The sequence below is a fragment of the Pseudomonas sp. JC1203 genome (genome assembly GCF_056175065.1).
The window spans coordinates 195,233-219,684 of sequence record NZ_JBWCAM010000010.1 but is presented as its reverse complement, the minus strand read 5'-3'; the positions used below and the strand labels follow the sequence as shown (position 1 = coordinate 219,684).

The following is a 24,452-nucleotide window of genomic DNA, read 5'->3' as shown; positions in this document are numbered from 1 at the left end:
AGCGTTGTAGATGTTGTTGGCCGAAAACGTCGTAATCGCCGAAGCACGCTTGCGTTGGCAGGATGTGGTCGCCGTGGCGCGGTTTGGCGCCCGCCTGGAGCTGTCGCCGCAGGCCTGGGCGCGTATTGATAACGCCCAAGCCATTGTCCAGCGCATCGTCGAGAGCGGTGAACGCGCCTATGGCGTCAACACCGGGCTGGGCGCGCTGTGCAACGTGTCGCTGCAGGACGAGCAGCTCAGCCAGCTGTCGCGCAATACCCTGCTCAGCCATGCCTGCGGGGTGGGCAAGCCGCTCACCGACGAGCAGACCCGGGCGATTATCTGTGCGGCCATCATCAACTTCTGCCAGGGCAAGTCCGGCCTGCACCGCCAGGTGGTGGAAGCGCTGCTGGCGCTGCTCAACCGTGGCATTACCCCGCAGGTGCCGTCCCAGGGCTCGGTGGGCTACCTGACGCACATGGCGCACATCGGCGTGGGCCTGCTGGGCATCGGCCCGGTCAGCTACCGCGGGCAGATCGTCGACGCCGCCCAGGCCTTCGCCGCCGAAGGCCTGCAGCCGGTGATCCTCGGCGCCAAGGACGGCCTGTGCCTGGTCAACGGCACGCCGTGCATGACCGGCCTCAGCTGCCTGGCCCTGGACGACGCCTGGCGCCTGACCGGCTGGGCCGACGTGATCGGCGCCATGAGCTTCGAGGCCCTGCGCGGGCAGATCGACGCCTTCGACCCGGCCATCATCAGCCTCAAGCCGCACCCCGGCATGCAGGTGGTGGCGAAAAACCTGCGCTGGCTGCTGGCCGATAGCGAAGTGATCGCCAGCAGCCGCGGCATCCGCACCCAGGACGCCCTGAGCATTCGCTCCATCCCGCAGGTGCACGGCGCCTCCCGCGACCAGCTGGCGCACGCGGCGCGGCAGATCGAGATCGAGCTCAACTCGGCCACCGACAACCCGCTGCTTCTGGGCACCCCCGAGGACTACCGGGTGATGTCCCAGGCCAACCCCCACGGCCAGTCGGTGGCCATGGCCGCCGACGTGCTGGCGATTACCGTGGCCGAGATCGGCGCCATCGCCGAGCGCCGCCTGGACCGCATGATCAACCCGCTGGTCAGCGGCCTGCCGGCGTTCCTGGTCAGCCAGCCGGGGGTGAACTCGGGGATGATGATCGTGCAGTACGTGGCCGCCTCGCTGTGCGCCGAAAACCGCCAATTGGCACAGCCTGCGGTTGTGGATAACTACGTGACCTCGGGCCTGCAGGAAGACCACCTGAGCATGGGCACCAACGCCTCGCTCAAGCTGCACCGGGCGTTGGAGAACTGCACACAGATCCTCGCCATCGAGTACCTGCTGGCGGCCCAGGCCTTCGAATTCCTCAAGGACCTGCGTTTTGGCGCCGGCACCGACACCGCCTGGCGCCTGCTGCGCGAACGCATCCTGCCCTACGACCAGGACCGCTGGCTGGCGCCGGACATCGCCGCCAGCGCCGCCATCCTCAAGGACCCAGCGCTGCTGGGCCGCACCTTCCCCGAATTGTTCCAGGAGACTCTGTGATGAAAACCCTGTGGCAGCACTGCCATGTGGCGACCATGGCCCACGGCAAATACTCGATCATCGAAGACGCCGCCATCCTTACCTCCGGCGGCACTATTCACTGGATCGGCCCGCGCAGCGAAGCGCTGGTGGGGGAGGGCGTGGCGATCATCGACCTGGGCGGCGCCTGGGTTACCCCTGGGCTGATCGACTGCCACACCCACACGGTGTTTGGCGGCAACCGCAGCGGTGAATTCGAACAGCGCCTGCAGGGCGTCAGCTACGCCGAGATCGCTGCGGCCGGCGGCGGCATTGCCAGCACCGTGCGTGCCACCCGCGCCGCCAGCGAGGACGAGCTGTTCGGCAGCGCCCGCAAGCGCCTGGCCAGCCTGCTGCGTGACGGGGTGACCACCGTGGAAATCAAGAGCGGCTACGGCCTGGACCTGGCCAGCGAGCGCAAGATGCTGCGGGTTATCCGCCGCCTGGGGGAGGCGCTGCCGGTGAGCGTGCGCGCCACCTGCCTGGCGGCCCACGCGCTGCCGCCTGAATACAAGGACCGCGCCGACGACTACATCGCCCACATCTGCGACGAAATGCTGCCAGCGCTGGCGGCCGAGGGCCTGGTGGACGCCGTGGACGCCTTCTGTGAATACCTGGCGTTCTCGCCGGCGCAGGTGGAAAAAGTCTTCCGCAAGGCGCGCGAGCTGGGTATCCCGGTGAAGCTGCACGCCGAGCAACTGTCGTCGCTGAACGGTTCCAGCCTGGCTGCGCGCTACCAGGCGCTGTCGGCCGACCACCTGGAATTCATGACCGAAGACGACTGCCGGGCCATGGCCGCCGCCGGCACCGTGGCGGTGCTGCTGCCGGGCGCGTTCTACTTCCTGCGCGAGACCCAGCTGCCGCCCATGGACGCCCTGCGCAAGCATGGCGTGGCCATCGCCATTGCCAGCGACCTCAACCCCGGCACCTCGCCGGCGCTGTCGGTGCGGTTGATGCTGAACATGGCCTGCACGCTGTTCCGCATGACCCCCGAGGAAGCCTTGGCCGGTGCCACCCTGCACGCGGCCAAGGCCCTGGGCCTGGGCGCCAGCCATGGTTCGCTGGAAGTGGGCAAGGTCGCCGACTTCGTCGCCTGGGACATCGAGCGCCCGGCTGACCTGGCCTATTGGCTGGGCGGCGAATTGAACAAGCGCGTCGTGCGTCACGGCGTGGAAGTCACTGTTGGAGAATTGCACCGTGGATAACGTCCTGACCTTCAAGCGCGGCCGCGTGCCGCTGCTGATCAGCATGCCCCATGCCGGCCTGCGCCTGACCCCGGCCGTGAAAAGCGGCCTGATCGACGAGGCGCAAAGCCTGCCGGACACCGACTGGCACATTCCGCGCCTGTACGACTTCGCCGATGAGTTGGGCGCCAGCGTGGTGGCCGCCGAATACTCGCGCTTCGTCATCGACCTCAACCGGCCGTCGGACAACAAACCGCTGTACGCCGGCGCCACCACCGGCCTGTACCCCGAAACCCTGTTCGACGGCGTGCCGTTGTTCCGCGAAGGGCAGGTGCCCTCCGACGCCGAGCGCCAGCGCTACCTGGAAGAGATCTGGGGCCCGTACCACCGCACCATCACCCAGGAACTGGCGCGCCTGCGCGACGAGTTCGGCTATGCGCTGCTGTGGGACGCGCACTCCATCCGCTCCCAGGTGCCACACCTGTTCGACGGGCGCTTGCCGGACTTCAACCTCGGCACCTTCAATGGCGCCAGCTGCGACCCGGAACTGGCCCGCCGCCTGGAAGGCGTGTGTGCAGGCTTCGGCGCCTACACCCACGTGCTCAACGGGCGCTTCAAGGGCGGGCATATCACCCGCCACTTCGGCGACCCGGCCAACAAAATCCATGCGGTGCAGCTGGAGCTGGCGCAGAGCACGTACATGGAAGAGTTCGAGCCGTTCAACTACCGCGAAGACCTGGCGGCGCCAACGCAGGTGGTGCTGAAAGCGTTGCTGGAAACCCTGCTTGATTGGGGGCGCACCAGCGCACCGCAGCGTTCCTGACGCCGCCTGCGGCAGCTGCTACGGGGGACCGTCGTAGCAGCGGCCGCAAGGCCGCGTCCAGCCATTGGCACGCTCCTGTAGGACGCATCCGTAGTCCAATTCTGAAAATACGCCCCCGCCGTGGTTTCGCATTGAGCCGCGCCCCCACCCCCGGTACGTTGGCCCCCGCATTCTTCTCAAATGGAAGTGGGGTACCGGCATGGCCGTCAATCGCTACATCACACCGCTGCTGCTCGAACAGGCGCTGCTCAAGCCTGACCTGACCGACCCGTTCGAAGCCCATGCGGTGGGGATGACCGCCGAGCTGGTGCTCAAGAGCCTGCAGCGCCGAGGCTGGCCGGCAGCGACGCCGTTGCGCGGGCCCAAGGTGGTGTCGCCACAGGACAACTACGGGCTGCTGGGCTACAGCCGCGAAGCGCTGATCCAGCACAGTGAACGGGCACGCTGGGTAGACAGCCAGAAATTGCTGCGCACCCATACCACCTGCCTGCTACCGGCCGCCTTGCGCGCCGCAGCCGCCAAGCGCTGGCCGGGGGAAACGCTGCTGCTGGCCGCGCCCGGCATCACCTTCCGCCGCGATATCCGCGACCGCTGGCATTGCGCCGAACCGCACCAGATGGACGTCTGGGTGCTGGGCGCGCCGCACCTGTCCAGCCGCCAGCAGCTGTTGCGGCTGGTGGGCGATATTCTGGATGCGACCATTCCCGACCAGCGCTGGCTGCACCGCGAGCGCGCGCAGCCCTACACCGAGCGTGGCGTGCAGGTAAACGTGATCAAGGATGACCGGGCGGTGGAGGTCATGACCGGTGGTTGCATCGCCAAATCGCTGCTGGAGCAGCTGGGCATCGACCCTGCGCGCCACGGTGGCCTGGCGCTGAGCATGGGCCTGGACCGCCTGACCATGCTGTGCAAGGGCATTCCCGACATTCGCCTGCTGCGCGACCCCAACGAGCGGGTGGCGGTACAGATGCACGACCTGCTGCCCTGGCGGCCAATGTCGCGGGTGCCGGGCATCACCCGCGATATTTGCGTGGCCATGCGCGCCGGCCACAGCCTGGAAGTGCTCACCGAACTAACCCTGCATGCCGCCGGCCCGTGCGCAAGCTGGGTCGAGGAAATTACCCTGAAGGGCCGCTGGCCCATCAGCGAGCTGCCGCCGGCGGCCGTCGAGCAGCTGGGCATGGTGCCCGGGCAGGAAAACCTGCTGCTGCGCATCACCTTGCGCGATGCCTCGCAATCACTGACGGTAGAGCAGGCCAATGGCCTCTACGATGTACTGGAGAACACCCTGCACGAGGGCACGCCTGGCGGCAGTTACCGGCTTGAGCGTTGAGCTGCACCCGCGCCCGCAATGCCCCCCGACATCATGGGGGCATGATCTGTAAGCGATTCGGGTTTATGATGCCTGACGGCACTTATGACAGAAGTCCCAGCAGGGATGACCCAATACCCTTACGGAGCGTGCAATGCAGACTTTGTACCCGCAGATCAAACCCTACGCCCGGCACGATCTGGCCGTGCAAGAGCCGCATGTGCTGTATGTCGACGAGAGTGGTTCGCCCGAGGGCCTGCCGGTGTTGTTCATCCACGGTGGCCCCGGCGCCGGCTGTGACGCCCAGAGCCGCTGCTATTTCGACCCCAATATCTACCGCATCGTCACCTTCGACCAGCGCGGCTGCGGCCGTTCCACCCCCCACGCCAGCCTGGAAAACAACACCACCTGGGACCTGGTGGCGGACATGGAGCGCATTCGCGAGCACCTGGGCATCGACAAGTGGGTGCTGTTCGGCGGCTCCTGGGGTTCCACCCTGGCGCTGGCCTACGCGCAAACCCACCCCGAGCGCGTGCTGGGCCTGGTGCTGCGCGGCATCTTCCTGTGCCGCCCGCAGGAAATCGAATGGTTTTACCAGGCGGGCGCCAGCCGCCTGTTCCCCGACTACTGGCAGGACTACGTGGCGCCGATCCCAGCAGACGAGCGGGGCGACCTGCTCACCGCCTTCCACAAGCGCCTGACCGGCAACGACCAGATCGCCCAGATGCATGCGGCCAAGGCCTGGTCCACCTGGGAAGGCCGCACGGCCACCCTGCGCCCGAACCCGCTGGTGGTCGACCGTTTCTCGGAGCCGCAGCGGGCGCTGTCCATCGCCCGTATCGAATGCCACTACTTCAAGCACAACGCGTTCCTGGAACCCGACCAGCTGATTCGCGACGTACCGAAAATCGCTCACTTACCAGCTGTTATCGTGCACGGCCGCTACGACGTCATCTGCCCGCTGGACAACGCCTGGGAACTGCACCAGGCCTGGCCCAACAGCGAGCTGCAGGTGATCCGCGATGCCGGCCACGCAGCGTCCGAGCCGGGCATCACCGACGCGCTGGTACGCGCCTGTGACCAGATGGCCCGGCGTTTGCTGGACCTGCCACTGGAGGAAGCGTGAAGGGGCTGTTGCAACGCGTCAGCAGCGCCCGGGTGGAAGTGGGCGGCGAGGTGGTGGGCGCCATTGGCCAGGGCCTCATGGTGCTGGTGGCGGTGGAGCCGGAAGATACCCGCGCCAGCGCCGACAAACTTCTGCACAAGCTGCTTAACTATCGAGTGTTTGCCGATACACAGGGCAAGATGAATCTTTCGCTCAAGGATGTGGGCGGCGGGCTGCTGCTGGTTTCGCAGTTCACCCTGGCGGCCGACACGCGCAGCGGCATGCGCCCCAGCTTTTCCACCGCGGCGCCGCCAGCACTGGGCGCCGAGTTGTACGAGTACCTGCTGGCACAGGCACGCGGGCAGCACGAAGGCGTGGCGGGTGGCCGTTTTGGCGCCGACATGCAGGTGCACCTGGTCAACGATGGCCCGGTTACGTTCCTGTTACAGTCATAAGTGGCGGTAAAACGTTCATTTGCGCGAATTTCGGTGAGTTTGTAGCATAAAAAGTTTACCAACCCTGATGCGTTGTAACGCGGGCTGCTGGATAATCTCGCGCCATGACGATCAGCGTTCGTTGATCCATTTTGTTCCGACATGAGCCTTGGTCTTTGCCGTTTGGGGAATCATTGCGCCCTTTCGGAGTCGGAACAATGCTCGCCAACCCGGCACATGACAGCTGGCCGTTGGTTTTTTGATTTGTTTTTCGGCGAGGGTTGCTCGTGATTGTTAGTCCCTGTAATGCACCAAGAACCCCAGGCAAGCGCCTACGTAGCGCGTTGCTGACGGGGTCTGCACTCCTCTGCCTGCTGAGCGCGGGCCAGATCTGGGCCTTTGGCCTGGATGACGTGGCAGCCAAGGCAAAGGATCTTGCCGGGCAGAAATTCGAGGCGCCCAAAAGCAATCTGCCTGCCGAATTCCGGGACATGAAGTTCGCTGACTATCAGAAAATTCGTTTCCTGAACGAGAAAGCCGAGTGGGCGAACGACAAGACCCCCTTCAAGCTCTCGTTCTACCACCAGGGCATGCATTTTGACACCCCGGTGAAAATCAACGAAATCGCCAACGACAAGGTCCAGGAAATCAAGTACGACCCGGCTCGTTTCGATTTCGGCGACCTGAAATTTGATCCAAAGTCCACCGAGAAGCTGGGCTACGCCGGTTTCCGCGTGCTGTACCCGCTGAACAAGGCGGACAAGCAGGACGAAGTCATGACCCTGCTGGGTGCCAGCTACTTCCGCGTTGTCGGCAAGGGCCACACCTATGGCCTGTCGGCGCGTGGCCTGGCCATCGACACCGCGCTGCCATCGGGTGAAGAGTTCCCGCGCTTCACCGAGTTCTGGATCGACAAGCCGAACCCGGCCGACAAGTTCCTGGTGATCTACGCCCTGCTGGACTCGCCACGCTCCACCGGCGCCTACAAGCTGACCCTGCGCCCGGGTGAAGACACCGTGGTCGACGTGCAGTCCAAGGTCTACCTGCGTGACCACGTCAGCCGCCTGGGCATCGCCCCGCTGACCAGCATGTTCCTGTTCGGCTCCAACCAGCCGTCCAAGGTGCTGAACTATCGCCACGAGCTGCACGACTCCACTGGCCTGTCGATTCATGCCGGCAACAATGAGTGGATCTGGCGCCCGCTGAACAACCCTAAACACCTGGCCGTCAGCAGCTTCACCGTCGAGAACCCGAAAGGTTTCGGCCTGCTGCAGCGTGGCCGCGAGTTTGGCCGCTACGAAGACCTGGATGACCGCTACGACAAGCGCCCAAGCGCCTGGGTAGAGCCGAAGGGTGACTGGGGCAAGGGTACCGTCGACCTGGTCGAGATCCCGACTGCCGATGAAACCAACGACAACATCGTTGCCTTCTGGAACCCGGAAAAACTCCCGGAACCAGGCCAGGCCCTGGATCACGACTACCGCCTGGTATGGACTTCCAACGAAGACCAGCTGCACTCGCCTGAAACCGCCTGGGTCAAGCAGACCCTGCGCTCCACCGGCGACGTCAAGCAGTCCAACCTGATCCGCCAGCCTGACGGCAGCGTGGCCTTCCTGATCGACTTCACCGGCCCGGTGCTTGCCGCCCTGCCTGAAGACGCCCAGGTGCGCAGCCAGGTGAGCGTTGGCGACAACGCCGAGCTGGTCGAGAACAATCTGCGCTACAACCCGGAAACCAAAGGCTGGCGGCTGACGCTGCGCCTGAAGGTGAAGGACCCGAAACAGTCGGTGGAAATGCGCGCCGCACTGGTCAAGGACGCACCATTGCCGCCCGCCAAGCCGGCTGAGCCTGTGAAGGAAGAGAAGCCTGCCGCCAAGCACGCCAAGGCCAACGCCAAGCATGCCAAGGCCGACAAGCCTGCCGAGCAGCCAGCCCCGGCTGCGCCCACCACCGAGGAGCCGGTCAAGTCCGATCAGGTACTGACCGAAACCTGGAGCTACCAGTTGCCTTCCGATGAGTAATTCACAGACCCGGCCGGAGTCGCTCAGCGAATACCTGGCCCACCTGCCCCTGAGCGAGGAGCAGCGCGCAGAACTTGCCCGCTGCAACTCGTTCAGCGAGCTGCATGAATACCTCTCCGCGCAGCCGGCGGACGAGTCGCGCGAGGCCGCCCAGGCCTCGGTCGGCCGCCGGTTGACCCTCAACAGCGCCGCTGAACTGGAAGAGGCCGAGATGCTCTCGGTCGATTCCGACGGCCGCGTGAAGCTCAAGGCCACCCCGCCGATCAACCGCACGCGGGTGGTCCCGGAGCCTTGGCGCACCAACGTGCTGGTACGCATGTGGCGCCGGGTTACCGGCCAGAAGAGCGCGCCGGAACCGGTCAGCGACAAGCGCGAACTGCCCAAGGCGCGCTGGCGCTGGGTAGGCTCGATGCGCCGCTACATCCTGCTGGCGCTGATGCTGGGCCAGACCATCGTCGCCGGTTACTACATGAAAGGCATCCTGCCCTACCAGGGCTGGTCGTTCGTGGACCTGGACGAGGTGCTGCACCAGTCCGTGGCGCAAACCGCGCAGCAAGTGCTGCCGTATGTGCTGCAGACCAGCATCCTGATTCTCTTCGGTATCCTGTTCTGCTGGGTGTCGGCGGGCTTCTGGACCGCCCTGATGGGCTTCCTGGAACTGCTGACCGGGCGCGACAAGTACCGCATCTCCGGTGCCAGCGCCGGCAACGAGCCGATCGAGCCCGGTGCCCGCACCGCGCTGGTGATGCCTATCTGCAACGAAGACGTGCCGCGGGTGTTCGCCGGCCTGCGCGCTACCTTTGAATCGGTAGCCGCCACCGGTGACCTGGACCGTTTCGACTTCTTCGTGCTGTCGGACACCAACGACACCGACATCGCCGTGGCCGAGCAACAGGCCTGGCTGGACGTGTGCCGCGAGGCCAAGGGCTTCGGCAAGATCTTCTACCGCCGCCGCCGTCGCCGCGTGAAACGCAAGAGCGGCAACCTCGACGACTTCTGCCGTCGCTGGGGCAGTGACTACCGCTACATGGTGGTGCTGGACGCCGACAGCGTCATGAGCGGCGAATGCCTGACCAGCCTGGTGCGCCTGATGGAGGCCACCCCGGACGCCGGTATCATCCAGACCGCGCCGAAGGCGTCGGGCATGGACACCCTGTATGCGCGCATGCAGCAGTTCGCCACCCGCGTGTACGGCCCGCTGTTCACCGCCGGCCTGCACTTCTGGCAGCTGGGCGAGTCGCACTACTGGGGCCACAACGCGATCATTCGCATGAAGCCGTTCATCGAGCACTGCGCCTTGGCGCCGTTGCCGGGCAAGGGCGCGTTCGCTGGCGCCATCCTGTCCCACGACTTCGTCGAAGCAGCGCTGATGCGCCGTGCCGGCTGGGGCGTGTGGATCGCCTACGACCTGCCGGGCAGCTACGAAGAACTGCCGCCCAACCTGCTCGACGAGCTCAAGCGCGACCGTCGCTGGTGCCACGGCAACCTGATGAACTTCCGCCTGTTCCTGGTGAAAGGCATGCACCCGGTGCACCGCGCGGTGTTCCTGACGGGCGTCATGTCGTACCTGTCGGCGCCGCTGTGGTTCTTCTTCCTGGTGCTGTCCACCGCGCTGCTGGCGGTGAACACGCTGATGGAGCCTGCGTACTTCCTGGAACCACGGCAGCTGTACCCGCTGTGGCCACAGTGGCACCCGGAAAAAGCCGTGGCGCTGTTCTCCACCACCATCGTGCTGCTGTTCCTGCCCAAGCTGCTGAGCATCATCCTGATCTGGGCCAAGGGTGCCAAAGAGTACGGCGGCCGCATCAAGGTGACTATCTCGATGCTGCTGGAGATGCTGTTCTCCGTGCTGCTGGCGCCGGTGCGCATGCTGTTCCACACCCGGTTCGTGCTGGCCGCGTTCCTGGGCTGGGCCGCCACCTGGAACTCGCCGCAGCGTGACGACGACTCCACGCCATGGAGCGAAGCGGTGCGCCGCCACGGCCCGCAAACCCTGCTGGGCTTCCTGTGGGCGTTGCTGGTGTGCTGGCTGAACCCAAGCTTCCTGTGGTGGCTGACGCCTATCGTCGGTTCGTTGATGCTGTCGATCCCGGTGTCGGTGATTTCCAGCCGCACCAACCTGGGCCTCAGCGCCCGCGACGAGAAGCTGTTCCTCATCCCCGAGGAGTACGACACGCCGCAGGAGCTGATCTCCACCGACCAGTACACCCACGAGAACCGCTGGCACGCGCTGAAGGATGGTTTCATCCGCGCCGTGGTGGACCCGCAGCAGAACGCCCTGGCTTGCGCCCTGGCCACTGCCCGGCACCGCTCGGTGGCGCCGATCGAATCGCTGCGTGAGGAGCGTATTCGCAAGGCTCTGACCGCTGGTCCGTTGAAGCTGGACGGCAACACCCGCCTGCACCTGCTCAGCGACCCGGTGGCGCTGGCGCGCCTGCATGCACTGGTCTGGAGCGAGGGCAACGAAGCCTGGCTTGGCGCCTGGCGCCAGTCCATCGAGGCTGACCCGCATTCGCCGCTGCTGCCACTGCAACCGCACTCAGCCACGCCGCCAGCCCTGGCGAACGCGTGATTCCACTGGCCCCGGGCGCACTGCCCGGGGCCGTTGGAAACCTCTGGAAACACTGCCAACGGTCACTTTCTGTCGACCTTTGCGCATTAAATCCCTCTTCAGCACTTGTACTACCAGACGAGTACGTTAGGATCGCACCCCGAAATGGTGCGCCCCCGATGTGCGGCGCCCTGAATTGACACGCGCGAGCACGTTGCAACGCGTTAGTTAGGGGACTTGGTGATGAAGAAGTATCTGTCGATGCTGCTGCTGGGCGTCATGGCGCTGGGCGCAGTGGGTTCCGCCCAGGCGGGCGCCATTGATGACGCGGTCAAGCGCGGCACGCTGCGGGTGGGCATGGACCCTACCTACATGCCATTCGAGATGACCGACAAGCGCGGCGAGATCATCGGCTTCGAAGTCGACCTGCTCAAGGCCATGGCCAAGTCCATGGGCGTCAAGCTGGAGCTGGTGTCCACCAGCCTCGACGGTATCATCCCGGCCCTGTTGACCGACAAGTTCGACCTGATCGGCAGCGGCCTGACCCTGACCCAGGAACGCAACCTGCGCATCAACTTCAGCGACCCCTTCATCGTGGTCGGCCAGACCCTGCTGATCCGCAAGGACCTGCAGGACAAGATCAAGTCCTACAAGGACCTCAACGATCCCCAGTACCGCCTGACCTCCAAGGTCGGCACCACTGGCGAGATGGTCTCGCGCAAACTGATGTCCAAGGCCCAGTACCACGGCTACGACAATGAACAGGAAGCGGTGATGGACGTGGTCAACGGCAAGGCTGACGCCTTCGTCTACGATTCGCCCTACAACGTGGTGGCCGTCGACAAGGCGGGCAACGGCAAGCTGCTGTTCCTGGAGAAGCCGTTTACCTACGAGCCGCTGGCCTTCGGCCTGAAGAAGGGCGACTACGACAGCCTGAACTTCATCAACAACTTCCTGCGCCAGGCCCATGAAGACGGGTCCTACGATCGCATTCACGACAAGTGGTTCAAGAGCACCACTTGGCTCAAGGACATGGAATAACCCCAGTCGTCCTTGTCTGACACCAGCGCGCGGGCTTGCCCGCGCGTTCGCATTTACGGAAAGGCAGTAGTGATCAAACACAAGAAAGCCCAGTGGCCCTGGCACGGGCTGACGGCGCTGGTCCTGGTGGGCCTGGCTGTCACCCTGTTTTACGCGACTTCGCTGATTTCCTACGAGTGGCGCTGGAGCCGCGTGCCGCAGTACTTCGCCTACCAGGCCGAAGACGTGCAGCGCGCCAGCGGCAACGGCACCGTGGAGGCCATCGACGCCCAGGGCAGCATGACCCGGGTGACGCTCAAGGACGAGGACGGCGACCAGCAGGTGCTGAACGTGGCCCAGGACAGCGTGAGAGTGTCCCAGGGCGACGATATCTCCGAAGGTGACCCGGTAGGCGTTACCCGCCATTGGGCCGCAGGGCCGTTGGCCTGGGGCCTGTGGGCCACGGTGTGGATCTCGGTGCTGTCGGGGGTGATCGGCCTGTTCATCGGCCTGGTGGCCGGGCTGTGCCGCCTGTCCGGCAACCCCACCCTGCGCGACCTGTCCACGGTGTATGTCGAACTGGTGCGCGGCACGCCGCTGCTGGTGCAGCTGTTCATCTTCTACTTCTTCATCGGCACTGTGCTCAACCTGTCGCGCGAGTTCGCCGGCGTGGCGGCGCTGGCGCTGTTCACCGGCGCCTACGTGGCCGAGATCGTGCGGGCCGGCGTGCAGTCCATCGCCCGGGGCCAGGGCGAGGCCGCCCGTTCGCTGGGCCTGAGCGCAGGCCAGTCGATGCGCCACGTCATCCTGCCGCAAGCGTTCAAGCGCGTGCTGCCGCCGCTGGCCGGGCAGTTCATCAGCCTGGTCAAGGACACCTCGCTGGTGTCGGTCATTTCCATCACCGAGCTGACCAAGGCCGGCCGCGAAGCCATCACCACCTCGTTCTCCACGTTCGAGATCTGGTTCTGCGTGGCGGCCCTGTATTTGCTGATCAACCTGCCGCTGTCGCACTTCGCCAGCCGGCTTGAGCGGAGGCTTGCGCAAAGTGATTGAAGTTCGTGACCTGGTGAAAGTCTTCGACACCCGCGGCCACGTGGTGCGCGCGGTGGACCACGTGACCACGCAGGTGGCCAAGGGCGAAGTGCTGGTGGTGGTCGGGCCTTCGGGTTCGGGCAAGTCCACCTTCCTGCGCTGCCTGAATGGCCTGGAGCAGTTCGACGAAGGCGCGGTGAGCATCGACGGCCTGTCGCTGGTAGACCCCAAGACCGACGTCAACGCCTACCGTCGCGAAGTGGGCATGGTGTTCCAGCACTTCAACCTGTTCCCGCACATGACCGTGCTGGAAAACCTGTGCCTGGCGCAGAAAATCGTGCGCAAGCGCAGCAAGAAGGAGCGCGAGGAAAAGGCGCGCATGCTGCTGGACAAGGTAGGCATCGGCCAGAAGGCCAATGAATACCCGTCGCGCCTGTCGGGCGGCCAGCAACAGCGCGTGGCCATTGCCCGCGCGTTGGCCATGGACCCGAAGGTGATGCTGTTCGACGAGCCCACCTCGGCGCTGGACCCGGAAATGGTCGGTGAAGTGCTGGACGTGATGAAGACCCTGGCGCTGGAAGGCATGACCATGATCTGCGTCACCCACGAAATGGGCTTCGCCCGCGAAGTGGCGCACCGCGTGCTGTTCTTCGACCACGGCAAACTGCTGGAAGACTCGCCCCCCGAGCAATTCTTCAGCAACCCCCGCGACCCCCGCGCCCAGGCGTTCCTGCGCCAGGTACTGTAAGCGTCAAGTCGGCTCCTGCACCGTTCATGGTAGGAGCCGGCCCTGGCCGCGATGCAGGCGATGCCCCCCTCCCGTAGCAGCTGCCGCAGGCTGCGTCTTGCATGCGCGGTGCATCAGGCTCACCGCCGCGCCCATGACGCGGCCTGCGGCCGCTGCTACAGGGGTCTGCGTAGCAGCAACTGTCTGGTGGGCACCTGTAGGAGCGCGCCGTGCCCGCGAAGCAGACGCCGCAGTATTTCAGGCCCTGCGCGGTGAGGCCTTCGCGGCCATAGGCCGCTTCTACAGCGGGCCAGGTTGACCTGAACATTGGCCTGAAACCACGATGACGTAGCAGCAACTGTCTTGAATTGGCGTCGTCTGCATCGCGACTAAAGTCGGCTCCTACACCGTTCATGGTAGGAGCCGGCCTTGGCCGCGATGCAGGCGATGCCCCTTCCCGTAGCAGCTGCCGCCAGGCGGCGTCCGCAGGCACCGCAGATGGCCCGGACGCAGCCTTCGGCAGCTGCTACGGGGTCAGACCCGGAAGCGGCCTACCAGGCCTTGGAGGTGGGTGCCCAGCCGCGCCAGCTCGATGCTGGACGCTGCGGTCTCTTCACTGGCCGCCGAGGTCTGGTCCGACACATCCCGCACGTTCAGCACGCTGCGGTTGATTTCCTCGGCTACCGCGCTTTGCTGTTCGGCCGCAGCGGCAATCTGCTGGTTCATGTTCTGGATGGTCGACACGGTGCGGGTGATGTTCTCCAGGGAACTGCCGGCGCGGCGGGTCAGTTCGACGCTGCTGTCGGTGAGGCTGCGGCTGTTGTCCATCACCGTGGCCACCTGCTGGGTGCCGCTTTGCAGGCCGGCAATCAGCTGTTCGATCTCTTCGGTGGATTTCTGCGTGCGCTGGGCCAGGCTGCGCACCTCGTCGGCCACCACGGCGAAGCCACGGCCGGCCTCGCCTGCGCGGGCGGCCTCGATGGCCGCGTTGAGGGCCAGCAGGTTGGTTTGCTGGGCCACGGACTTGATCACGTCCAGCACGCCGCCGATCTTGTCGCTCTCGCGCTTGAGGTGGCCCATGGCTTCGGTGGAATGGCCCACCTCGGCCGCCAGGCGTTCGATCTGCTCGATGGCCTCGCTCACCACGCGGTCGCCTTCGCGGGCCTGCTGGTCGGCTGCCACGGCGGCCTCGCTGGCCTGTTCGGCATTGCGCGCCACTTCCTGCACGGTAGCGGCCATCTGGTTCATGGCGGTGGCCACCTGGTCGGTCTCGACTTTCTGGCTGGTGACCCCGGCGCTGGTCTGTTCGGTAACCGCCGACAGTTCTTCGGCGGCGCTGGCGATCTGTGTGACGCCGTCGCTGATACCGGCGATCAGCGTGCGCAGGCCCACGGTCATGCGCTGCAGGCTGTTCTGCAACTGGCCCAGCTCGTCGCTGCGGTCCACGGTGTGGTCGTGGGTGAGGTCGCCGGCGGCCACCTCGTCCATGATCCTCAGGGTGGTGTGCAGCGGGCGGACCACCTGGCGGGTGATGGCGAAGCCGGCGAGCACGCTGAAGAGCAACGCCATGGCGGCGCTGCCCACCAGCCACTCACGGGCCTTGGCGGCGTCGGCGTTGCGCTTGGCGGTCTGCGAGCGGGTCAGCTCGTCGGCCGAGTCCAGCAGCACGCTGCCGGCGTCGGCCAGGCGCTTGAACAGCGGCGCCTGGTCACGCTGAGGGTCATTGCGCGCCGCGTTAAGCTCGGTGACCGTCTGGCGGTATTCGCGCGCGGCACTGATCTGGCGTTCCAGCACTGCCACGTCTTCGGGTGAGCTGAGGTGGGCGCGGGCGGTTGCCAGCTCATTGTCGAGCTTGCCCAGCACCTTCAGCACGCCGTCGATGCTGCCGTTCTCGTTCGCCACGCTCAGGCGGGCGATGCGCAGGTCACGGGTGAGGTCGCTGACATTGGAGATAGTGTTGAGCTTGTCGCCCCGTTCAATCAGGGCGCCCAGGCCGTTCCAGCCGGCGGTGACGGTGAGCAGGGTCATGGCCAGCACCAGGCCGAACCCCAGCATCAATTTGCGTTGCACACCGATGTGCCCGAGGTGGTATTGCATCCAACGATACATGCGCTTGCACTCCTAGCGAGCAGACAGGGCGTTTTGCCATTAGCGTGCCTCTGTATCGGCTTGGTGCAAAGTATTTGTAATCCGGTGGTTGGGTCTTTTCCGGGCTTTTGTGGGTGGGGGCTTGCCAGCGAGCTTTTGGGGGCCGCTTAAAAGCTCGCTGGCAAGCCAGCTCCCACAAAATCGCGCTAGAACAAACGGGCCAGCAAGGCGGTGACGGCTGTCTCGACGCGCAGGATGCGCTCGCCAAGTTGCACCGGGTTCAGGCCCGCCTTGCCCAGCAGCTCGACCTCGTAGGGTATCCAGCCGCCTTCCGGGCCAATCGCCAGGGTCACCGGCTCGCTCAGGCCGCGGGGGCATGGCGGGTGGTCGCCAGGGTGGCCCACCAGGCCCAGGGTGCCGTCGGCGATGGCGGGCAGGCGGTCTTCGACGAAGGGCTTGAAGCGCTTCTCGATGATGATTTCCGGCAGCACGGTGTCGCGCGCCTGTTCCAGGCCCAGCACCAGGTTCTCGCGGATAGCGTCCGGTTGCAGGAAGGGCGTCTGCCAGAAGCTTTTCTCCACCCGGTAGCTGTTCACCAGTACCACCTTGGCAACGCCCATGGTGGCCACGGTCTGGAACACCCGGCGCAGCATTTTCGGCCGCGGCAGGGCCAGCACCAGGGTCAGCGGCAGCTTGGCCGGCGGGGCCTGGTCCAGCACTACCTGCAGCTCGGCTTCGCGGGCTTCCAGGCGCATTACCTCGGCGCGGCCCATCAGGCCGTTGATGCGGCCCACGCGCAGGCTGTCGCCCACGGCCACGCCGTGCACTTCCTGCATGTGCTTCAGGCGGCGGTCGCGCAGGACCACCCGGTCGGCCGCGATGAAATCGGCCTCCTCGAGCAACAGCAGGTTCACGCCTGGGTCGCTGGCGGCTGGTCGTTATGGTCGCTGGCGTCTTCTTCGTGGTCGCCACGCTTGCTGACAAGGCCGCCGAACAGCACGCCAACCTCGAACAGCATCCACATGGGCACCGCCAGCAGGGTCTGCGAGAAGATGTCCGGTGGCGTCAGCAGCATGCCTACCACGAAGCAGCCGATGATCACGTACGGGCGCATCTTCTTCAGCTGCTGGACGTCGACCACGCCGATCCACACCAGCAGCACCACGGCCACCGGGATCTCGAACGCCACGCCGAAGGCGAAGAACAGGGTCATGACGAAATCGAGGTAGCTGGTGATGTCCGTCATCATCTGCACGCCGGCCGGGGTGGCCGCGGCGAAGAATTTGAAGATCAGCGGGAACACCAGGAAGTAGGCGAAGGCCATGCCGCAGTAGAACAGCAGGATGCTGGAGATCAGCAGCGGCACCGCCACGCGTTTCTCGTGCTTGTACAGGCCGGGTGCGATGAAACCCCAGATCTGGTGCAGGATGACCGGGATGGCCAGGAACAGCGAGACCATCATGGTCAGCTTCAGTGGCGTCAGGAATGGCGACGACACGTCGGTGGCGATCATGGTCGCGCCGGCCGGCAGGTATTCGCGCAGCGGCACCGAGACGAAGGTGTAGATCTGCTGGGTGAAGGCAAACAGCGCGGCGAAGATGACGAATACCGCGGCTACGCAGCGCAGCAGGCGGGTTCGCAGCTCGGTGAGGTGCGAGACCAGCGGCATGGGCTGGTCGTTTTCGGGAATTTCGCTCATGGGGCTCGCGGCGGCTGTGTCGGATCGTGAGGCGGCGTGTGGGCGCCGGGGACTTGCTCGGGCGAGGCATGCACCGGGGCGGCCGGTGCAGGTTCGGCATGCACAGGCGCAGGTTCAGGCACCTGCGTGGGTTGTGGCTGCACAACCGGTGGCTGCGCGGGCTGCGCAAGCGGGTTGAGGATCTTCTTCGCTTCCTGTTCCAGCGAGAGGATGTGCTCGTTGTGCAGCTGCCGGCGAATTTCGTCGGCGCCGATTTCACGTTCCACTTCCGCCTTGATGGCATTGAAGCTGCGCTTGAGCCGGCCTACCCACAGGCCGGCGGTGCGGGCGGCACCCGGCAGGCGCTCGGGGCCGAGCACCAGCAGGGCCACCAGGCCCACCAGAAGCAATTCGCTGAAGCTGATCCCGAACATGACTTCAGTCTTTCCTGATGGGGTCTTCGACTTTCTGGGCCGTGGCATCGATGGTGTGCGGCTGGCTCAGGGGCGAGGTGGCCTGCGGGTGCACTGGCTGGGCAGGTGGCACCGGCTGGTCGGCGGGCTTTTCGTCGTCGTTCATGGCCTTGCGGAAGCCCTTGATGGACTCGCCGACGTCGGTGCCCAGGTTTTTCAGTTTCTTGGTACCGAATACCAGTACCACGACAATCAGGATGACAATCCAGTGTTTCCAGTCAAAGAGACCCATGGGGTAAATCCTCGTTCGATACGTTATGCAGAAGGCTGGCGGGCGGCTTTTTCGGCGTGGCCGGAAAGCCCGAAGCGGCGGTCCAGTTCATCCAGGACGGCCTGCGGGTGTTGCCCCAGCGCAGCCAGCATGACCATGCTATGGAACCACAGATCGGCGGTTTCATAGATGACATCGCTGTAATCTCCGCTGACGGCGGCGTCCTTGGCGGCGATGATGGTCTCGACCGACTCTTCGCCGACCTTTTCCAGAATCTTGTTCAGGCCCTTATGGTAGAGGCTGGCGACGTAGGAGCTGTCGGGCTCGGCGCCTTTGCGCGACTCCAGTACCTCGGCGAGCCGGGTCAGGGTGCTGTCAGTCATGGGAGTGTCCTGGCTGGTAGATGGCTTTCGGGTCCTTGAGCACGGGGTCGACGGTTTTCCAGTCGCCGTTCTCGTAAACGCGGTAGAAGCAGCTTTGACGGCCAGTATGGCAGGCAATGTCGCCTACTTGTTCAACCATCAGGATAATCACGTCGGCGTCGCAGTCCAGGCGCATTTCGTGCAAATGCTGCACGTGCCCGGAGTCCTCGCCCTTGCGCCACAGTTTGCCGCGCGAGCGCGACCAGTAGATGGCGCGGTTCTCGGCGGCGGTCAGGGCCAGCGCCTCGCGGTTCATCCAGGCCATCATCAGCACGCGCCCGGTCTTGTGATCCTGGGCGATGGCCGGGACAAGGCCGTCGCTGTTCCAGTTGATCTCGTCCAGCCAGTCTTTCATTTTTGACTCCGACTACGAGTTCGATCGGCTCGAACTCCTTACTAGTGTGCCACCCTCATGTGCGGCTGGCTATCAACGCGCGACCAGGTAAAGGCCTGCGGCCAGCATGATCCATGCGGGCCACGCGGCCAGGCTGTCGATGGCGCCGCCGGTGGCGGCCAGTGTCGCACCCCCGGCCAGCAGGGCGCCACCCACCACGCGCAGCGCGCGCTGTTCGCGCGGTTGCTGCCAGGGCGGCGGGGCGTCCTTGGCGTGGGGCTGCGACATGCGTTCCAGCAGGTCGCGGGTCATGTTGGCCAGGTGCGGCAGCTGTTCAACCTGGGATTGCACGTTGTGGAACAGGCTCTTGGGGCTCATGCGCTCGCGCATCCAGCGTTCCAGGAACGGCTGGGCGGTGCTCCACAGGTCCAGGTCCGGGTACAGCTGGCGGCCCAGGCCTTCGATGTTGAGCAGGGTTTTCTGCAGCAGCACCAGCTGCGGCTGCACTTCCATGTTGAAGCGCCGCGCGGTCTGGAACAGGCGCATCAGCACCTGGCCGAAGGAAATGTCCTTCAGCGGTTTCTCGAAGATCGGCTCGCAGACGGTGCGGATCGCCGCCTCGAATTCATTCAGCTTGGTCTCGGCCGGTACCCAGCCCGAGTCGATGTGCAGCTGCGCCACGCGGCGGTAGTCGCGCTTGAAGAACGCAAACAGGTTGCGCGCCAGGTAATCCTGGTCTTCGGGCGTGAGGCTGCCGACGATGCCGCAGTCGATGGCGATGTATTTGGGGCTCCACGGCGCCACGGTGCTGATGAAGATGTTGCCCGGGTGCATGTCGGCGTGGAAGAAGCTGTCGCGGAACACCTGGGTGAAGAAGATCTCCACGCCGCGCTCGGCCAGCAGCTTCATGTCGGTGCGCTGGTCGGCCAGGGTGGCCAGGTCAGTGACCTGGATGCCGTAGATGCGCTCCATCACCAGCACCTTGGGGCGGCACCAGTCCCAGTACACCTGGGGCACGTAGAGCATGTCCGAGTCTTCGAAGTTGCGCCGCAGCTGGCTGGAGTTGGCCGCCTCGCGCAACAGGTCGAGCTCGTCGTAGATGGTTTTCTCGTAGTCGGCCACCACGTCCACGGGGTGCAGCAGGCGCGCGTCAGCCGAGAACTTCTCGGCCCAGCGCGCCAGCAGGAACAACCACGCCAGGTCCTGGCCGATGACCGGCTTGAGGCCCGGGCGCACCACCTTGACCACCACTTCCTCGCCACTGCGCAGCTGCGCCGAGTGCACCTGGGCCACCGAGGCTGAAGCCAGCGGTTCGACGTCGAAGCGGCTGAACACCTCGACGATCTTGCTGCCCAGTTGCTCCTCGATCAGCTTGATAGCCTGCTGCGGGTCGAACGGCGGCACGCGGTCCTGCAGCAGCATCAGCTCGTCGGCGATGTCTTCGGGCAACAGGTCGCGGCGCGTGGACAGCAGTTGGCCGAACTTGATGAAGATCGGCCCCAGGTCCTGCAGCGCCAGGCGCAGCGCTGCGCCGCGGGTCAGTTCCAGGCGCTTGCGCGGGAACCAGCGCCAGGGCATGGCAAAGCGCGTGATGCGCAGGAACCACGGCAGGGGGAGGGCAAATAGCAGGTCATCGAGACGGTAGCGGATCACGACGCGCTGAATGCGCAACAAACGGCGGACGGCAAGCAGCTTCATGCGTTATCGCTAGGTTTGAGGGATTGGGCGAGGCGCTCAAGGCGCGCTTCGAGGCGTTCGACATCGAGCTTGAGCTCGTCGATTTCGGCAAACCTGGCTTCGGCTTCGTGCTTGCCCACCAGGGTGCGGGTTTCTTCGGCCAGGTATTCGGCCATGTTCTGGTTCAGGCTGGACAGGCCCTTGCGCACCCAACTGGCGTCGCGGCGCAGGTGGCCGCTGATCAGTTGGCTGGCCACCGGGCCGAGCCAGCGTTGCAGCTCGTATTCCCAGTCCAGTTCCAGATCCTGCAACACTGCCACCAGTTCCAGCAGCACGGCGCTGTCGCCGGCAAGGTCCACCTGCGGGCTGTGCAGCACCGCGGTCTTGTCCTTGCTCAGCGCCAGCTGCGCCAGGCTGCTGGCCGGCGCCTGCAGCACGCAGTCGGCCGGCGCTGCCCATTGGCTGGCTAGCATCAGGCCTTCACCGCTGGGCAGGATGAACAGTTTCATGGCCGGCATCAGGCAATCGACTTCGATCACCTTGCCGGCCAGGCGCGCCAGGCGTGGCAGCGCCGTGCTGTCCAGGCGCAACACACGGTTGAGGCCGTGTTCGGCGCTGGCGATCAGGCCGCTGAACAGCATCAGGGCTTGATGCCGCGGTGCAGGGCAACGATGCCCGAGGTCATGTTGTGGTAGGTGACGCGGTCGAAACCGGCCTGCACCATCATCGACTTCAGCGTTTCCTGGTCAGGGTGCATGCGGATCGATTCGGCCAGGTAGCGGTAGCTTTCCGAGTCGTTGGTGATCAGCTTGCCAGCCAGGGGCATGAATGCGAACGAGTAGGCGTCGTACACCTTGGACATGAACTTGTTGGTCGGCTTGGAGAACTCCAGCACCAGCAGGCGGCCGCCCGGCTTGAGCACGCGCAGCATCGAGGCGATGGCGTCTTCCTTGTGGGTGACGTTGCGCAGGCCGAAGGCGATGGTCACGCAGTCGAAGTAGTTGTCCGGGAACGGCAGCTTCTCGGCGTCGGCCTGGACGAACTTGACGTTGCCGGCCACGCCCAGGTCCAGCAGGCGGTCGCGGCCTACCTTGAGCATGGATTCGTTGATGTCGGCCAGCACCACTTCGCCGCTGCTGCCCACCAGGTGGGAGAACTTGCGGGTCAGGTCGCCGGTGCCGCCGGCGATGTCCAGCACGCGGTTGCCGCTGCGCACGCCCGACAGTTCGATGGCGAAGCGTTTCCACAGCCGGTGCATGCCGCCCGAGAGCACGTCGTTCATCAGGTCGTACTTGGCCGCTACCGAGTGGAATACCTCGGCGACCTTCTCGGCCTTCTTGCTTTCGGGCACGTTCTTGTAGCCGAAGTGAGTAGTGGGTTCGGCATCGCTGGCTTTGCGCTGATCGGTCATATCGCTGTCACCGGAAAAAATTACTGGCCATTCTAATCCCCATGGCCGGCTTTGTCTTGGCAAGGCTGGTCGCAGATGGCTTGGAAGCGCAACCGCGATACTATAGCCAGCATTATCACTTGAGCGGGACTGGTTGGATGACGCAAATCAGCGTTGAGCGCAAACACGGCCTGGGGCGCGAAGCGGCCCGGCAGAAAGCCGAGGTGCTGGTGGACAAGCTGGCCCGCGAATACGACCTGCAGGCCCGCTGGGACGGGGACACCGTGGAGGTGAAGCGCAGCGGCGCCAGCGGCACCATCCGCATTGGCGACGACACCATTCGGGTGGATTTGAAGCTGGGCATGATGCTGTCGATCATGGGCTCGTCGATCAAGGGCGAGATCGAGAAGGCGCTGGATAAAGCGCTGGTCAGCTGACCCGTAGCAGCTGCTGTCTTTGTGGGAGCGGGCTTGCCAGCGAGCTTTTGGGCCCTAACAGCTCGCTGGCAAGCCAGCTCCCACAGTATCCCCGTAGCCGCTGCTACGGGGGTTTAGGTTACTTCTGGACTACGGCGGTGCCGCCGGCCTTGGGCGCGATGGTGGCGTAGTCACGCAGGGTCTTGGGGTTGTAGGGGTCGCCGATCAGCCGTGGGCGCGCCACGAACTTGTCGTTGACGATGCTCTTGGTCGGGTCCCACTCGTTGAAGCTCAAGCCGGCCAGGTCCGCCCAGGTGTGGATCAGGTTCTGGGTGCTGTACGGCCGGTTGGCATCACTCTGGAAGCCCCACGCGTGGTCGGCTTTCCATTTCGGCGAGGCGTAGGCCATGAACGGAATGGTGTACATGGCCGACGTCGGGTTGCCTTCGTTGCGGCCCAGGTTGGTGTGGTCGCCGGAGTCGTACACGTCTTCGCCGTGGTCGGACAGGTACAGCAGGAAGCCGTTCGGGTCGGTGGCCTGGTAGCTCTTGATCAGGCTGGACACGACGAAATCGTTGTACAGCACGGCATTGTCGTAGTCGTTGTAGGTCTGCAGGCGTTCGCCGGTGATGGCCGGTGGTACGCCGACATTGTCCTTGAACTTGTCGAACTCTGGCGGGAAGCGGTACTGGTAGCTGACGTGGGTGCCCAGCAGGTGGATCACGATCAGTTTGCGCGGCGCGCTGTCGCCCAGGGCCTTGGTGAACGGCTCGATCACGTCGCCGTCGTACTGGCGGGCGTTCTGGTTGCGGTTGTTGTTCATGTACGACTGCTCGTCCGCCTGTTCAGAGAAGGTGGTGAGCATGGTGTTGCGTTTGGTCAGGGTCTGCTGGTTGGTGATCCAGAAGGTCTTGTAGCCAGCCTGTTTCATCATCTTGACGATGGACGGTGTCTTCAGGAACAGGTCCGGGTGCTCTTCGTCGGCGAAGGTCAGCACCTGCTGCAGCGCCTCGATGGTGTAGGGGCGCGGGGTGACCACGTCATTGAAGATGCTCAGTTGGTCGCGCATCTTGCTCAATTCGGGGTTGGTGTCGCGGCCGTAGCCGTACAGGCTCATGTGCCCGCGGTTGGTCGACTCGCCAATCACCAGCACCAGGGTGGAAGGCTGGCCGGCGGCAGTGTCTTTCAGGTTGGTCAGCGGCGGGATCTTCGCGTCCAGCGCCAGCATGTCCTGCATGCCGTCCAGCTGCTTGAGGTAGTTGTTGTAGCCAATCACCAGCTGCCATGGCACCGCAGGCTCCATGCGGCCCTGGAAGTTTTCCATGCCGTTCTCGAAGCCGCCTTTCTTCTTCACGGCCTTCACCAGCGGCCACACCAGCAGCCCCAGAATCAGCGCCAGGCTAACGGCGATGGCCTTGGTGGTGCTGATGCGCACGGGGCGCAGGCGGGTCCAGATGAACACCGGCACGGCGGCGTACAGCAGGAAGGTCGGCACCATCCACCACTGGAAGTATTGGCCCAGGTACTCGCCGGCTTCAGCGTTGTTGGACTCGAACATGATGAAAATCACGCTCTGGGAGAACTCCTGGTGATACACCAGGAAGTAGAACAGGCTGCCCAGCGAACACAGGAACAGCACGATGCCGATGACCGCCGCGATCACCTTGGTGCGTGAAGGGAACAGCAGCACCGGGATCAGCCACAGGGCGCTGAGGAAAAATGCGTCACGGAAACCCTGGAAACCAGTGGTGCCGGCGGCCAGGATCAGCGCCTGGGTCACGCCCGAGAAATACCAGAAGAACAGGAAAAGCCAGCCCAGGCCCGCCCAATCGGTACGGGTACGGCGAGCTACTGCGGGGGATGCGGTGGTCATGTGGGTTCCAACTCTCGGCGATCAGGCGCCTGAGTCAGCTGCCCGAAATTAAAAGCGACAAGCATGCTACGACGTCATATGTGAGATTTTTGTCAAAACCCTGACAAGTCCGTGACA

Annotated in this window: 23 protein-coding genes; 12 read left to right on the top strand and 11 right to left on the bottom strand. The window is 64.8% G+C overall.

Annotated elements, in window-relative coordinates; all coding sequences use genetic code 11:
* The first annotated feature begins 10 nt into the window (after positions 1-10).
* The 11 genes from hutH (at position 11) to AC0SZ7_RS16955 (ending at position 13,794) form a co-directional block, all read left to right on the top strand.
* Entirely contained in the window at positions 11-1,546 is a 1,536-nt protein-coding gene (gene hutH, locus AC0SZ7_RS17005) for a histidine ammonia-lyase (protein ID WP_475505460.1), read from the top strand.
* Complete coding sequence (gene hutI / locus AC0SZ7_RS17000) at positions 1,546-2,769, top strand: imidazolonepropionase (RefSeq protein WP_475505459.1); 1,224 nt, start codon at positions 1,546-1,548, stop codon at positions 2,767-2,769. Before hutH ends, hutI begins: the two co-directional genes overlap by 1 nt.
* Positions 2,762-3,571 carry an N-formylglutamate deformylase gene (gene hutG, locus AC0SZ7_RS16995; protein ID WP_475505458.1) on the top strand — a complete coding sequence of 270 codons (810 nt, stop codon included), beginning with the start codon at positions 2,762-2,764 and terminating at the stop codon, positions 3,569-3,571. The genes hutI and hutG overlap by 8 nt, the downstream gene beginning before the upstream one ends.
* A 199-nt stretch (positions 3,572-3,770) precedes the next feature.
* Complete coding sequence (gene srmL, locus AC0SZ7_RS16990; protein WP_475505457.1) at positions 3,771-4,904, top strand: PheS-related mystery ligase SrmL; 1,134 nt, start codon at positions 3,771-3,773, stop codon at positions 4,902-4,904.
* A 133-nt stretch (positions 4,905-5,037) separates the two neighbouring features.
* Positions 5,038-6,009 carry a prolyl aminopeptidase gene (pip, locus tag AC0SZ7_RS16985; protein ID WP_475505456.1) on the top strand — a complete coding sequence of 324 codons (972 nt, stop codon included), beginning with the start codon at positions 5,038-5,040 and terminating at the stop codon, positions 6,007-6,009.
* Positions 6,006-6,443 carry a D-aminoacyl-tRNA deacylase gene (gene dtd, locus AC0SZ7_RS16980; RefSeq protein ID WP_475505455.1) on the top strand — a complete coding sequence of 146 codons (438 nt, stop codon included), beginning with the start codon at positions 6,006-6,008 and terminating at the stop codon, positions 6,441-6,443. Before pip ends, dtd begins: the two co-directional genes overlap by 4 nt.
* A gap of 266 nt (positions 6,444-6,709) precedes the next feature.
* Positions 6,710-8,443 carry a glucan biosynthesis protein G gene (locus AC0SZ7_RS16975; RefSeq protein WP_475505454.1) on the top strand — a complete coding sequence of 578 codons (1,734 nt, stop codon included), beginning with the start codon at positions 6,710-6,712 and terminating at the stop codon, positions 8,441-8,443.
* A complete protein-coding gene (gene mdoH / locus AC0SZ7_RS16970; protein ID WP_475505453.1) occupies positions 8,436-11,015 on the top strand; it encodes a glucans biosynthesis glucosyltransferase MdoH in 2,580 nt (859 codons plus the stop codon). The genes AC0SZ7_RS16975 and mdoH overlap by 8 nt, the downstream gene beginning before the upstream one ends.
* A gap of 222 nt (positions 11,016-11,237) precedes the next feature.
* Positions 11,238-12,035, top strand: a complete 798-nt coding sequence (locus AC0SZ7_RS16965) for a transporter substrate-binding domain-containing protein (RefSeq protein WP_475505452.1) — start codon at positions 11,238-11,240, stop codon at positions 12,033-12,035.
* Between the two features lie 69 nt (positions 12,036-12,104).
* The gene (locus tag AC0SZ7_RS16960; RefSeq protein WP_475505451.1) at positions 12,105-13,067 is read left to right on the top strand and encodes an amino acid ABC transporter permease; all 963 of its coding nucleotides are present in this window, start codon (positions 12,105-12,107) and stop codon (positions 13,065-13,067) included.
* On the top strand, positions 13,060-13,794 hold the full coding sequence (locus AC0SZ7_RS16955) for an amino acid ABC transporter ATP-binding protein (protein ID WP_475505486.1): 735 nt from the start codon (positions 13,060-13,062) through the stop codon (positions 13,792-13,794). The genes AC0SZ7_RS16960 and AC0SZ7_RS16955 overlap by 8 nt, the downstream gene beginning before the upstream one ends.
* A 513-nt stretch (positions 13,795-14,307) precedes the next feature.
* Here the strand turns inward: AC0SZ7_RS16955 and AC0SZ7_RS16950 are convergent.
* The 10 genes from AC0SZ7_RS16950 to ubiE form a co-directional block, all read right to left on the bottom strand.
* Positions 14,308-15,882, bottom strand: a complete 1,575-nt coding sequence (locus AC0SZ7_RS16950) for a methyl-accepting chemotaxis protein (RefSeq protein ID WP_475505450.1) — start codon at positions 15,880-15,882, stop codon at positions 14,308-14,310.
* A gap of 185 nt (positions 15,883-16,067) precedes the next feature.
* Complete coding sequence (locus tag AC0SZ7_RS16945; RefSeq protein ID WP_475505449.1) at positions 16,068-16,775, bottom strand: 16S rRNA (uracil(1498)-N(3))-methyltransferase; 708 nt, start codon at positions 16,773-16,775, stop codon at positions 16,068-16,070.
* Entirely contained in the window at positions 16,772-17,560 is a 789-nt protein-coding gene (tatC, locus tag AC0SZ7_RS16940) for a twin-arginine translocase subunit TatC (RefSeq protein ID WP_475505448.1), read from the bottom strand. The genes AC0SZ7_RS16945 and tatC overlap by 4 nt, the downstream gene beginning before the upstream one ends.
* A complete protein-coding gene (gene tatB, locus AC0SZ7_RS16935) occupies positions 17,557-17,973 on the bottom strand; it encodes a Sec-independent protein translocase protein TatB (RefSeq protein ID WP_475505447.1) in 417 nt (138 codons plus the stop codon). The genes tatC and tatB overlap by 4 nt, the downstream gene beginning before the upstream one ends.
* A gap of 4 nt (positions 17,974-17,977) precedes the next feature.
* Positions 17,978-18,244 (bottom strand): twin-arginine translocase TatA/TatE family subunit, encoded by a 267-nt coding sequence (locus AC0SZ7_RS16930; protein WP_416422034.1) that lies wholly within the window; start codon positions 18,242-18,244, stop codon positions 17,978-17,980.
* Between the two features lie 23 nt (positions 18,245-18,267).
* Positions 18,268-18,606 (bottom strand): phosphoribosyl-ATP diphosphatase, encoded by a 339-nt coding sequence (locus tag AC0SZ7_RS16925; protein WP_475505446.1) that lies wholly within the window; start codon positions 18,604-18,606, stop codon positions 18,268-18,270.
* Positions 18,599-19,000: a phosphoribosyl-AMP cyclohydrolase gene (hisI, locus tag AC0SZ7_RS16920; protein ID WP_475505445.1), complete on the bottom strand. Its 402-nt coding sequence runs from the start codon at positions 18,998-19,000 to the stop codon at positions 18,599-18,601. The genes AC0SZ7_RS16925 and hisI overlap by 8 nt, the downstream gene beginning before the upstream one ends.
* Positions 19,001-19,072: 72 nt before the next feature.
* Positions 19,073-20,677 (bottom strand): ubiquinone biosynthesis regulatory protein kinase UbiB, encoded by a 1,605-nt coding sequence (ubiB, locus tag AC0SZ7_RS16915; RefSeq protein WP_475505444.1) that lies wholly within the window; start codon positions 20,675-20,677, stop codon positions 19,073-19,075.
* Positions 20,674-21,297 (bottom strand): ubiquinone biosynthesis accessory factor UbiJ, encoded by a 624-nt coding sequence (locus AC0SZ7_RS16910; protein WP_475505443.1) that lies wholly within the window; start codon positions 21,295-21,297, stop codon positions 20,674-20,676. Before AC0SZ7_RS16910 ends, ubiB begins: the two co-directional genes overlap by 4 nt.
* Positions 21,297-22,067 carry a bifunctional demethylmenaquinone methyltransferase/2-methoxy-6-polyprenyl-1,4-benzoquinol methylase UbiE gene (ubiE, locus tag AC0SZ7_RS16905; protein WP_416422039.1) on the bottom strand — a complete coding sequence of 257 codons (771 nt, stop codon included), beginning with the start codon at positions 22,065-22,067 and terminating at the stop codon, positions 21,297-21,299. The genes AC0SZ7_RS16910 and ubiE overlap by 1 nt, the downstream gene beginning before the upstream one ends.
* A 137-nt stretch (positions 22,068-22,204) precedes the next feature.
* On the opposite strand from ubiE, the gene AC0SZ7_RS16900 reads away from it, so the two are divergent.
* Entirely contained in the window at positions 22,205-22,483 is a 279-nt protein-coding gene (locus AC0SZ7_RS16900) for a polyhydroxyalkanoic acid system family protein (protein WP_475505442.1), read from the top strand.
* A 118-nt stretch (positions 22,484-22,601) separates the two neighbouring features.
* Here the strand turns inward: AC0SZ7_RS16900 and cptA are convergent, their stop codons facing one another.
* Positions 22,602-24,335 (bottom strand): phosphoethanolamine transferase CptA, encoded by a 1,734-nt coding sequence (gene cptA, locus AC0SZ7_RS16895; RefSeq protein ID WP_475505441.1) that lies wholly within the window; start codon positions 24,333-24,335, stop codon positions 22,602-22,604.
* Positions 24,336-24,452: the final 117 nt, after the last annotated feature.

Coding starts and splice junctions, on each gene's coding strand:
- tatC (WP_475505448.1), bottom strand. CDS start 17,560: ATGAGCGAAATTCCCGAAAACGACCAGCCCATGCCGCTGGTCTCGCAC.
- mdoH (WP_475505453.1), top strand. CDS start 8,436: ATGAGTAATTCACAGACCCGGCCGGAGTCGCTCAGCGAATACCTGGCC.
- ubiB (WP_475505444.1), bottom strand. CDS start 20,677: ATGAAGCTGCTTGCCGTCCGCCGTTTGTTGCGCATTCAGCGCGTCGTG.
- cptA (WP_475505441.1), bottom strand. CDS start 24,335: ATGACCACCGCATCCCCCGCAGTAGCTCGCCGTACCCGTACCGATTGG.
- hisI (WP_475505445.1), bottom strand. CDS start 19,000: ATGAAAGACTGGCTGGACGAGATCAACTGGAACAGCGACGGCCTTGTC.
- AC0SZ7_RS16930 (WP_416422034.1), bottom strand. CDS start 18,244: ATGGGTCTCTTTGACTGGAAACACTGGATTGTCATCCTGATTGTCGTG.
- ubiE (WP_416422039.1), bottom strand. CDS start 22,067: ATGACCGATCAGCGCAAAGCCAGCGATGCCGAACCCACTACTCACTTC.
- pip (WP_475505456.1), top strand. CDS start 5,038: ATGCAGACTTTGTACCCGCAGATCAAACCCTACGCCCGGCACGATCTG.
- AC0SZ7_RS16950 (WP_475505450.1), bottom strand. CDS start 15,882: ATGTATCGTTGGATGCAATACCACCTCGGGCACATCGGTGTGCAACGC.
- srmL (WP_475505457.1), top strand. CDS start 3,771: ATGGCCGTCAATCGCTACATCACACCGCTGCTGCTCGAACAGGCGCTG.
- hutI (WP_475505459.1), top strand. CDS start 1,546: ATGAAAACCCTGTGGCAGCACTGCCATGTGGCGACCATGGCCCACGGC.
- AC0SZ7_RS16900 (WP_475505442.1), top strand. CDS start 22,205: ATGACGCAAATCAGCGTTGAGCGCAAACACGGCCTGGGGCGCGAAGCG.
- hutH (WP_475505460.1), top strand. CDS start 11: ATGTTGTTGGCCGAAAACGTCGTAATCGCCGAAGCACGCTTGCGTTGG.
- tatB (WP_475505447.1), bottom strand. CDS start 17,973: ATGTTCGGGATCAGCTTCAGCGAATTGCTTCTGGTGGGCCTGGTGGCC.
- AC0SZ7_RS16965 (WP_475505452.1), top strand. CDS start 11,238: ATGAAGAAGTATCTGTCGATGCTGCTGCTGGGCGTCATGGCGCTGGGC.
- AC0SZ7_RS16910 (WP_475505443.1), bottom strand. CDS start 21,297: ATGCTGTTCAGCGGCCTGATCGCCAGCGCCGAACACGGCCTCAACCGT.
- AC0SZ7_RS16925 (WP_475505446.1), bottom strand. CDS start 18,606: ATGACTGACAGCACCCTGACCCGGCTCGCCGAGGTACTGGAGTCGCGC.